The sequence below is a fragment of the Carnobacterium sp. genome (assembly GCF_040274425.1).
The window spans coordinates 1-6957 of sequence record NZ_JBEMBC010000103.1 but is presented as its reverse complement, the minus strand read 5'-3'; the positions used below and the strand labels follow the sequence as shown (position 1 = coordinate 6957).

8 protein-coding genes are annotated in these 6957 nt (G+C 34.6%); 3 read left to right on the top strand and 5 right to left on the bottom strand.

What is annotated here, in order from left to right; genetic code table 11:
* Positions 1–309: aminopeptidase (locus tag ABS911_RS13485; RefSeq protein WP_350467991.1), on the bottom strand; the 309-nt coding region annotated here is incomplete at its 3' end.
* A gap of 546 nt (positions 310–855) precedes the next feature.
* Between ABS911_RS13485 and ABS911_RS13480 the strand changes: the two genes are divergently transcribed.
* Entirely contained in the window at positions 856–1413 is a 558-nt protein-coding gene (locus tag ABS911_RS13480) for a TetR/AcrR family transcriptional regulator (RefSeq protein WP_350467990.1), read from the top strand.
* 40 nt (positions 1414–1453) lie between these two features.
* On the opposite strand, the gene ABS911_RS13475 is transcribed toward ABS911_RS13480, so the two are convergent.
* The 4 genes from ABS911_RS13475 to ABS911_RS13460 all read right to left on the bottom strand — a co-directional run bounded on the left by ABS911_RS13475 (position 1454) and on the right by ABS911_RS13460 (position 4964).
* The gene (locus ABS911_RS13475) at positions 1454–1909 is read right to left on the bottom strand and encodes a flavodoxin (RefSeq protein ID WP_251165443.1); all 456 of its coding nucleotides are present in this window, start codon (positions 1907–1909) and stop codon (positions 1454–1456) included.
* 108 nt (positions 1910–2017) lie between these two features.
* Positions 2018–3106 (bottom strand): glycosyltransferase, encoded by a 1089-nt coding sequence (locus tag ABS911_RS13470; protein WP_350467989.1) that lies wholly within the window; start codon positions 3104–3106, stop codon positions 2018–2020.
* Positions 3107–3186: 80 nt separating this feature from the next.
* On the bottom strand, positions 3187–3927 hold the full coding sequence (locus tag ABS911_RS13465) for a WecB/TagA/CpsF family glycosyltransferase (protein WP_350467988.1): 741 nt from the start codon (positions 3925–3927) through the stop codon (positions 3187–3189).
* A 125-nt stretch (positions 3928–4052) separates the two neighbouring features.
* Entirely contained in the window at positions 4053–4964 is a 912-nt protein-coding gene (locus tag ABS911_RS13460) for an RluA family pseudouridine synthase (protein WP_034538620.1), read from the bottom strand.
* Between the two features lie 248 nt (positions 4965–5212).
* Here ABS911_RS13460 and map point away from each other — a divergent pair, with 248 nt between their 5' ends.
* On the top strand, positions 5213–5968 hold the full coding sequence (gene map, locus ABS911_RS13455) for a type I methionyl aminopeptidase (RefSeq protein WP_350467987.1): 756 nt from the start codon (positions 5213–5215) through the stop codon (positions 5966–5968).
* Positions 5969–6102: 134 nt separating this feature from the next.
* The coding region (locus tag ABS911_RS13450; RefSeq protein ID WP_350467986.1) for an acyltransferase at positions 6103–6957 on the top strand (855 nt) is incomplete at its 3' end.

Sequence of the window (6957 nt, the reverse complement as noted above, 5' to 3'; positions counted from 1 at the left end):
AACACTGATGCGGCTAGCACCTTTAGCAACTTGGTCTAATGATTCATCAATTTTGTATTGCGGAATATCCGTTAAGCGTTCTTGGGGTGTTCCGATAAATTGTTCGCGGTTTACGACATCATCTGCCCATTTCACGATAACTTCTGACGCACCTAGTGCATAAGCTTCTTTTGTAATCAAACGAGCCAATGGAGCTTGGTCTACATCGATTTGCAAGACAACTGTGTGTCCTTTTGTAACATTTACACCCGATTTAACTAATAAATGAGCGTATTTTTGTAAATTTTCTTCAAAGTTTGGCAATACCATAATCTTTTCCTCCTAATATACGAAATGAGGTTGGAACAAAAGGAACTAAAACAGAAAACGAGTTGTCTAGTTAGTTTGGTTTCAAACTCTTACTAAACAATAATAGCATACGAAAGAAAGAGAAACAATTTTACTAAAAGTCTTTTTTAAATTAAAAATAAAAAAAGAATTGACAATAGTTTGGCTGCGTGTCTCTTATCCTTTTTCTGAAGATAAAGAACAACTAGACCAATTTTGTTCGGGAAACACTTAATATATACGCAGTAATTTTTGTAAGACAAAAGAGTTCTCTTTTAATCACAATAGTGATAAAATAAATTAAGGAATATTGGAGAGAGAATCCGGATAACATAAAAGCAGTATTGTTTTTAAAGGGTAAGGATAAAAATAATATTACTTGATATTGGAATCAATTTCTAAATGAGGATGGCCAGTTATTCGTAAAAAAAGAAGTCAAAAACTGTTGGTTGTTATGATAAAAGATTTCAGGAGATAAAGATGCCCTATCCTAATCGATGGTAAAAGAGACCGAAGAGGTGAGTTGAAATGGCCAGAAAAAAGACAATTTTAAAATCACAAATTCTTGAAACAGCTTATCAAGTTGTGAAAACAGAAGGATTTGAAGGTTTTACAGCGCGGAATATTGCTAAAAAGATGGATTGCTCAACCCAACCCATTTATTTAGAATTTAAAAATATGGATGACTTAAAACAAGAACTTGTTGAAAAGATAAAAACGTATATAGATGAAACAATCTATAAAAATGAACGAACAGAAGACCCTTTACTCAATATGTGTTTAAATTATGTTTATTTTGCAAAAAATGAACCCATCTTTTTTAAAGCACTTTTCTTTGAGTCTCAACTAGACCCTGATCAAATGCATAAGATTTCATTAGACATGATGATGGGAATTTTTAAGGAACTTGAAGGAACGAAAGAGTTGTCAAAAGCTGAAAAAACAAAACTGTTTAAAAATATTTGGATTACGGTTCACGGTACAGCTGTATTGATCGCCCAAGGGTTCTTGAAGTTTCATGAAAAAGATGTAATGGATTATATCGAACAAACATTAAAACAACACATGCCTGATTACAAAGCATAAGAAAAAAACCCTTATCTCCTGATAAGGGTTTTTTTATTGTCTAAGCTAGAGATTCAACTTTTTCGACTAATGCTTTTGCAAAAGCTTTAAAGTTTTCTATGTCTTCATCATTAGCATCTAAATCGACTTTTACGCTTTCAGCACCTTCTATAGCACCGATTGAAGCCAATTTGTCAGAAAAATCATCTACGGATTGGCAGAACTTATCGTAAAAATGGTCTCCTGAACCGAATGTTCCAAAAACTTTTCCAGTTAAATCAATTTCACTGAGTTCTTCATAAAAATCAACGAATTCATCCGGTAAATTTGCATCATTTCCATAAGTGTAAGTACCTATAATACAGATATCTACATCAAGAAAATCCTCTGGTTCAGCTTGCATACACTCAACTGTTTCAACGTCCACATCTAAGTCTACTAAAGCTTTTTCTACAATATCTGCACATTCTTCTGTGTTGCCGGTTAAACTTGCAAAGACAATTAAGGCTTTTGTCATTTTACATCTCATCCTTTTCTGTGCGTGTGTGTTTCCTTAGCAAAGTATACCAAAGGAAAGGCACGGTCTGCAATGGAATATAAGAGATTACTAACTGGATAATGGGTTTTATGCATGAATGAATGTTTCATAGAGTGCTAAAGTAGCATCGTAGAATTTTTTGAGAGAAAACTGAGTAGAAGCTAATTGGTAAACCAACTCACCTTTAGTCTCTAACGTTCCATTTTCCCATTCATCATAAGCTTCATTTAGAGCTTTTGTTAAAGATTCAGTAGATCCAGCGGGTACACACCAACCGTATTGTTTATCTGGAACCAAAAGGGAAATATCCCCAACACTTGTAGCGATAAAAGGAACTTTTTGATTGGCAGATTCCAACAACACCATCGGGAAACCTTCGTTATAGGAGGCTAGTAGTGTCAGATCTGAGTTTTTAATCGTTACGTCTACTTTAGGTTTATTTAAAAAACCTAAAAAATGAACACGGTCTTGCATATTAAGTTCCTGGACTTTTTTTTCAAGAGCAGATCTTAATTCTCCATCTCCTACTAAGTTTAGTGTGAAGTCTGAAAATCTGGCCGCATCTAAGCTTTCGAGTAAAAGTTCATGCCCTTTAATAGGGTGCAGACGAGCAACACATGTTAAAGTAAATTGCTTATTTGTTTTTGTTGCTTTAACCAGAGGAGAGCCAAATTGGAGTCCGTTATAAATCACCGTTATCTTTTCTTTATTGATGCCTAAATCGCATAAAAGTTTTATCAAGCTGTCAGTCACAACGATTAAATGATCTGCTTTTTTTAAGCTGGCTAAATTAAGTCGAGTGAATACGTATCCTTTTACCCCTCTATTCATAAAATCAAGCGTAGGATCACTGTGAACTGTAGTAAACCATAGAGCTGGTACTTTTTTATGAATAAGAGAAAAGATAAGATTTGCACGTGCACCATGTGTATGGACAAGATCAAAAGAATGGTCATTAATAAATTGAGCCAACCGTTTCAAAATAGATAAATCATAACGGGACTGTTGTTTGAGCGTGTGTACAGTTATTCCTAGTTTTTTAGCTTCCTCAGCAATAATCCCTTCTTCCAAAACAAGCAGTTCCGCAACAGATGAATCAAATTGAGAAAGCAGGGATAAGATATGATTTTTTCCACCACCATCTTCTAACCCAGCATTGATGTGTAAGACTTTCATAACGAAATAACCTCATTTGTGTTTGATTTTTATCATTAACCTAGTAAAAAAACTGAACAGAATTTGTTCAGCTTTTTAGACTAATGTTTAGATACTTGTTTTTTTTCATTCTTTACTTCACGTAAGAAGCGAGGCAAAGCCATCATACGCTTTATTCTAAAGGGTTGTTTGATCAAACGATACAACCATTCAATGTTTAACTTAATAAAGATTTTTGGTGCACGTTTTGATTTTCCAGAAAGAACGTCAAAACTACCGCCAACACCCATTAACAAACCTGTTGAAGCAGTACTCATATACTGGTGGATCCATTGTTCTTGCTTTGGATAGCCTATAGCAACGAACACTATATCTGGTTGAGTTGCCTGAACTGCTTCAATGACCGCAGAATCTGAAAAATCAAAATAACCATTTCGTGACCCAACTAGATTGATAGAAGGGTAAAGCTTCTTAACTTTAGCAACCGTGCTTTGCAAGACATCTTCTTTTGCACCTAATAGGTAAACACGACTGCCTTGTTGATTCGCTTCTTCCAATAAAGCCAACATTAAATCGTACCCAGCTACTCGTTCAACAATTGGAGTACCTAACATTTTTGATCCTTTGATAATACCGATTCCATCCGCAATGACGTAATCCGCTTCTTTTATAAGCGACATATAATTGGGATCTTTTTTTGCGTACATGACAATTTCAGGGTTGGCAGTAACCACAAAAGATTTTTTTTTGTGGTCGATACGCGCCATTAATTCTTTGAGAAAGGCTTCTTTTGTTTTGTTGTCAAAAGTTACACCTAAGACAGATACTTTTTTATGCTCCATAATTGCTAACCATCCTTAACCCCTTTTACTAATATAACCATTTTACTTATCATACCATTGAACTAGCGGAGAGATAAAGTAAAGCTTTCTAATTTTTTTATTAATACAGAATATTTCCTGTAAGTCTACTTTGAATGCATCAAGAAAACTTTAGGTACTTTAGAGTGGAAACGTACCAATTCACCGCTAGTAGGGTGGATCAAAGCTAAAGTAGTGGCATGAAGGCCCAAGCGTTTTAACGGGTTCGTAGAAGCACCGTATTTTTTATCACCAGCTACAGGATGACCAATTGATTCCATGTGTACGCGAATTTGATTTTTACGTCCTGTTTCTAATTGAGCTTCTAATAAAGTAAATTCATCATTAGAACGAATTTTTTTGTAATGCGTGATGGCTAACTTTCCGCCATTATCATACGTACTTGAATGAACTTTCATTGCTTTACTACTTTCCACTAACCATGTTTTGATGGTTCCTTTTTCCTCAGTAACAACGCCTTCAACTAATACAGTATAAATTCGTTCCTTAACGATGTCTTTCCAATTTTCTTGCATAGCATCTTTGATTTTTTCAGTTTTTGCAAAAACCATTACACCTGAAGTGTCGCGGTCTAAACGGTGAACAATGTAGATACGGTTGTTAGGGTTGTCTTGTTTGACGTAGTTGATCAACTGACGATGAGCAGTCAATTCTTGAGCAAATTTAGCTGCAATCGATAATAGACCAGCTTCTTTATCAATGACAATGATTGCATCATCTTCATACACAATAGTCATTCCAATCAATGCGGTTTCTTTGATCGCCGCTTTGTTAGATTGAATCGCCACAACTTGACCAGGAAGCAAAGCATGATTGTGTTGCTTTACCATCTTTCCTTCGACCATCACTTGACCTCTCGTTAAAGTAGATTTTACAGAATTACGACTTGCGTTTTTCATGACACTTAATAAAAAAGGCAATAATTCTATTGCTTCAGTTACGGTATAAAGATTGTTATTGGTATTTTTTTTAGGGGTATACTTCGTTTTGTTATTCATTAAACCACTCGCTCTCATTAGTTGTTCTCTAGTGAAGTATAACGGAAAACGAAAGAAAAATAACCCTAAAGTCACAATTTTTCGAATAGAATAGCCTATAGTTCGTTTCCAACTCACTTAATTATGAGAGAAAGGGCCTCCATTTTAATCAATAGGAAGAATGGTTCACAAATGGATGAATTAAGCTTATAATAGAAAAGAAGAGTGTATAATAAATGAGTAAGACTAAATAGAAAAGAGGAACAAAATTGATCACACTAAAATCACAACGTGAAATTGATGCAATGGATGAATCAGGAACACTATTGGCAAATGCACATATTGCCTTGAGAGAAATCATTAAACCTGGTATCACGAGCTGGGAAATCAATGAATTTATGCATAACTATATTGAAAAGCATGGTGGTATTGCTGAACAAATTGGTTTTGAAGGCTATGAATATGCTACTTGCGTCAGCGTCAATGATGAAATTTGTCATGGATTCCCTAGTAAAAAAGAAGTATTGAAGAACGGCGACTTGATTAAAGTTGATACGGTTGTTAATTTAAAAGGTGCAATGTCAGATTCTTGCTGGAGTTATATTGTTGGTGAAGGAACTCCTGAAACCGAAAAATTGATGGAAGTCACTAAAAAAGCTCTTTATTTAGGAATCGAACAAGCACAAGTGGGAAATCGTATTGGGGATATCGGTCATGCAATCCAAACCTATGTTGAAGGGGAAGGTTTTTCTGTAGTTCGTGAGTTTATTGGACACGGAATTGGACCTACCATGCACGAAGCACCATCTGTTCCGCATTATGGAGAAGCTGGAAAAGGTCTTCGCTTAAAAGAAGGTATGGTTATCACGATTGAACCTATGGTCAACACAGGAACGTGGAAATCTAAGATGGATGACAATGGTTGGACAGCTCGTACTAAAGACGGCGGAATCAGTTGCCAATTTGAACATACATTAGCGATTACTAAAGAGGGTCCAAGAATCTTAACAGAACAAAAAGCTTAATTAAAAGTGAATTGAGTAAACTTAAAAATTAAAAAAGTAGGTTGAACACCAACTATGTATTCGTTGATGTTCAACCTACTTTTTTTAATGGTATACTAATAATAGAAAATTAGTTCATGAAAAGGAGGAAGTCTATGAAAGAAAGAGTTTTGTATGCTGATATTCTGCGTGTAGCAGCTACTTTTTTAGTAATTACCATTCATATTGCTTCACGTGATTTTAGTTTATATGAAATGGATTCCTATCAATGGCAAGTATTAAATATCTTTGACAGTTTTGCACGTATGAGTGTACCGCTATTTTTTATGTTGAGTGGAGTCTTTTTTTTAGATCCTAAGCGAGAATTTTCGATAAAAAAGTTATATAAAAAAAATCTTTTTCGATTAGTAACAGCTTTTATCTTCTGGTCAGCCTTATATGCAATGATTTTTACATGGAATGAATACCGGACATTCAATGCAGAAGTATGGGGAGTAATGGTTGAAGCATTTAAAGAAGGGCATTACCATTTGTGGTTTCTTTTTCGAATGATTGAAATTTATGTCATGATTCCTTTTCTGCGAAAGATTGCTGAAGATAAAAAAATCATCCTCTATCTTGTGACGTTTTGTTTTTATATTGGATTTATTTTACCTTCCTATAATGAATTTCCAGTTAGTTCGACTGTAACGTTTGTTGAAAGAGGAGTTAACCTAGATATCACATTTGGCTATGTTGGGTACTTTTTTATTGGCTATTATTTAGCGCATTACGATTTGAAAAAATGGATGAAAACAGGCATCTATCTATTAGGAGTGGCTGGATTGATCAGTACAATTATGATCACAAGTGTTGAGTCGCTTAAACAAGGCGAACATTATGATGTTCCTTATGAATATCTAACTCCAAATGTATTTTTTACTAGTTTAGCAGCTTTTTTATTGGCAAAAGAGAGATTACAAAGTAAGAACTTTTCAACTACATTTAAACGTGTTCTTTCAGAATTTTCA

What these genes read in the sequence shown, in the direction of transcription:
- ABS911_RS13470 (WP_350467989.1), bottom strand. Translation starts at nt 3,106, where the DNA reads ATGAAAGTCTTACACATCAATGCTGGGTTAGAAGATGGTGGTGGAAAA.
- ABS911_RS13480 (WP_350467990.1), top strand. Translation starts at nt 856, where the DNA reads ATGGCCAGAAAAAAGACAATTTTAAAATCACAAATTCTTGAAACAGCT.
- ABS911_RS13460 (WP_034538620.1), bottom strand. Translation starts at nt 4,964, where the DNA reads ATGAATAACAAAACGAAGTATACCCCTAAAAAAAATACCAATAACAAT.
- ABS911_RS13475 (WP_251165443.1), bottom strand. Translation starts at nt 1,909, where the DNA reads ATGACAAAAGCCTTAATTGTCTTTGCAAGTTTAACCGGCAACACAGAA.
- ABS911_RS13465 (WP_350467988.1), bottom strand. Translation starts at nt 3,927, where the DNA reads ATGGAGCATAAAAAAGTATCTGTCTTAGGTGTAACTTTTGACAACAAA.